A 2,484-nucleotide genomic window follows, 5' to 3' on the forward strand; every position below is an offset into this window, starting at 1 on the left:
CTCGCCGCCGCCGAAGAGGCAGCCACCACCGGGACCGCGACCGGCACCGGCACCGGCACCGGCACTGTCCTGGGCACCGGCGCGCCACCCGTCGAGCTGGACGCCGTGGCCGATCCCGAACTCGTGCCCGCGGCCGTCGCCGCCGCGCTCGGACTGCCCACCGGACCGGGCCGGCCGATCCTCGACACCCTCACCTCGGGCCTGGCCGCACGTGACACCCTGCTCGTGCTCGACAACTGCGAACACCTGCTGGAGGCCTGCGCCGCCCTGGTCGACCACCTGCTCGCCCGCTGCGGCGGGCTGCGGATCCTCGCCACGAGCCGCGAACCGCTCGCCGTGCCCGGCGAGACCGTCCGCACCACGGTCCCCCTGGACCTGCCCGCGACCGACCGCCCCGAGGACGTCCTGCGGTCCGGGGCGGGTCGGATGCTGGCCGACCGGGCCGCCGCCCAACTGCCCGCCTTCGCCGTCACCGAGCGGACCGCGGCCCCGCTGGCCCGGATCTGCCGCGCCACCGAGGGCCTGCCGCTGGCGCTGGAACTCGTCGCCGCCCAGCTGCGCACCTTCACCCTCGCCGAGGTCTCCGCCCGGCTCGACCAGCAGCTGGAGCTGCTCGCCCGACGGCGGGCCCGGCCGGCCCGGCACGCCTCGCTGCGGTCCGCGATCGAGTGGAGCCACCGGCTGCTGACCGACGAGGAGCGCGAGGTCTTCGCCCGGCTGGCGGTCTTCGCCGGCGGCTTCACCGCCGAGGCCGCCCGGGCGGTGGTCGGCGGCCCCGGACCGGCCGCCCGCCGGGTCGACCCGGCCCTGCGGGACCTGGTCGACCGCTCCCTGGTGGTGACGGAGCCCGGCACCGACCCGGCGCGCTACCGGCTCCCGAGCGCAGTTGTCCCGCACCGGCCCCGACGCGCCGGACCGGGCACTGCGACGGCACGCCGAGCACTACCGGGCGGTCGGCGCCCGGGTCGAGGAGGGGGCGGCCGACGGGACCGACATCACCCTGCGCGCCTCGCTGCGGCTCGACCTGCCGAACCTGCGGGCCGGACTCGACTGGTCGCTCGGCTCCGGCGACCGGCCGGCGGGCGACCCGGTCCTCGGGGCCGACCTCGTCGGAGCGACGGCGTGGCTCTGGGGAGCGCTGCCCAGGGAGGGGCTGCACTGGGTCGGGCGCGCACTGGCCCGGCTGGAGCAGGCCGCACCGCCCGAGGCGTCCCGGCACGTGCGGTACGCGGCGGGCATGATCTCCTTCAGCATCGACCTCAACGCCTCCGGGGACCTGCTGGCCGAGGCCGCCCGGCTGGCCGAGTCCTGCGACGACGTCCCGCTCCAACTGGAGGCCCTGGCCCAGCTCTCCGTCGTGCGCTGCCTCCAGGGCCGCGCGGTGGAGGCCGTCGCCATCACGGACGGCGTCCTGCCGCCGGTGCTGCAGTACGGCAGCGAGGTCGCCGCGGCGCGGATGCGCACCGCGACGGCCATCGCCCAGCTCGGCGCCGGACACCTCGACCGGGCCGCCGAACAGCTCGCCCTCGCCGAGGAGGTCCTGGCCGCGGTCGGCGCGCGGACCCCGCTGGCCGCCTCGCACTGGGCCCGGGCCGAGGTCGCCTTCTACGGCGGCGACCCGGCCGGCGCCGTCCTGCTCGCCGAGGCCTCGCTCCGGCACACCACCGGCACCGACGACCTGTTCGCCCTGGTGTGCCGGCGCTCCCACCACGCCCGCAGCCTCCACGCGGTGGGCGCCCGCCGGGAGAGCGCCCACCGGCTCGCCGCCGTCCTGCGCGACTGCCTGGAGGCCGGGCTGTGGATGCCCGCGGTGGACGCTCTGGTCACGGCCGCCCGCCACGAGGCCGACGCCGGCCGCCCGGACCGGGCCGCCGTCCTGCTCGCCGGCGTCCGGCCCCTGCGTGACCGCACCGGCCGGCACCCGGCCCCGGTCGAACTCCCCCTGCACCGGACTCTCGACGAGCAGCTGCGCACCGTCCTCCCCGCCCCGGCCCACGCCGACGCGACCCGCAGGGGCACCGCGATGACCGCCGAGGCCCTCATCGGGTACGCCCTGAGCACCCTCTGACACCTCCCCGCCCACCGGGGAGGTCAGCCGGTGGGCGGGCCTCCGGGCGCCGCCGGGCCGGGCCGACCGGGCGGCTCGCCCATGGGAAGGCGCGGCAGGGCGTACGGGTGGTTCTCGACCAGATACCCGATCAGGTGCTCGCGCAGCCGACAGCGGAGCTCGAACGCGTCCTCGGCGTTCGCGGCGGTGGCGAGCGCCCGCACCACGATGGTGGTGGGCGTGGTGTCGACCACCTGGAGGGCACTGCCCTCGCCGTCCCACAGCGGTTGCCCGGACAGGAAGGCGTCGAACTCCTCGCGCAGCTTCCCGACCGGCGCGTGGTGGTCGAGGTGGAGCAGCGCGGTGCCGGTGATCCGGCTGGTCCGGCGGGACCAGTTCTCGAACGGACGGCCGACGAAGTACGACATCGGCATGAG

Annotated in this window: 1 protein-coding gene and 2 pseudogenes; 1 reads left to right on the forward strand and 2 read right to left on the reverse strand. The window is 77.5% G+C overall.

What is annotated here, in order from left to right; all coding sequences use genetic code 11:
- A pseudogene (locus VR45_RS33030) lies at window positions 1-645 on the reverse strand (hypothetical protein); the annotation flags it as partial.
- Between the two features lie 241 nt (window positions 646-886).
- Here VR45_RS33030 and VR45_RS33035 point away from each other — a divergent pair.
- The gene (locus VR45_RS33035) at window positions 887-2,068 is read left to right on the forward strand and encodes a hypothetical protein (RefSeq protein ID WP_045943581.1); all 1,182 of its coding nucleotides are present in this window, start codon (window positions 887-889) and stop codon (window positions 2,066-2,068) included.
- Window positions 2,069-2,091: 23 nt separating this feature from the next.
- Here VR45_RS33035 and VR45_RS33040 read toward each other — a convergent pair.
- Window positions 2,092-2,484, reverse strand: a pseudogene (locus tag VR45_RS33040) (mechanosensitive ion channel family protein); the annotation flags it as partial.

This window comes from Streptomyces sp. NRRL S-495 (assembly GCF_000966955.1).
Taxonomy (GTDB): domain Bacteria; phylum Actinomycetota; class Actinomycetes; order Streptomycetales; family Streptomycetaceae; genus Kitasatospora; species Kitasatospora purpeofusca.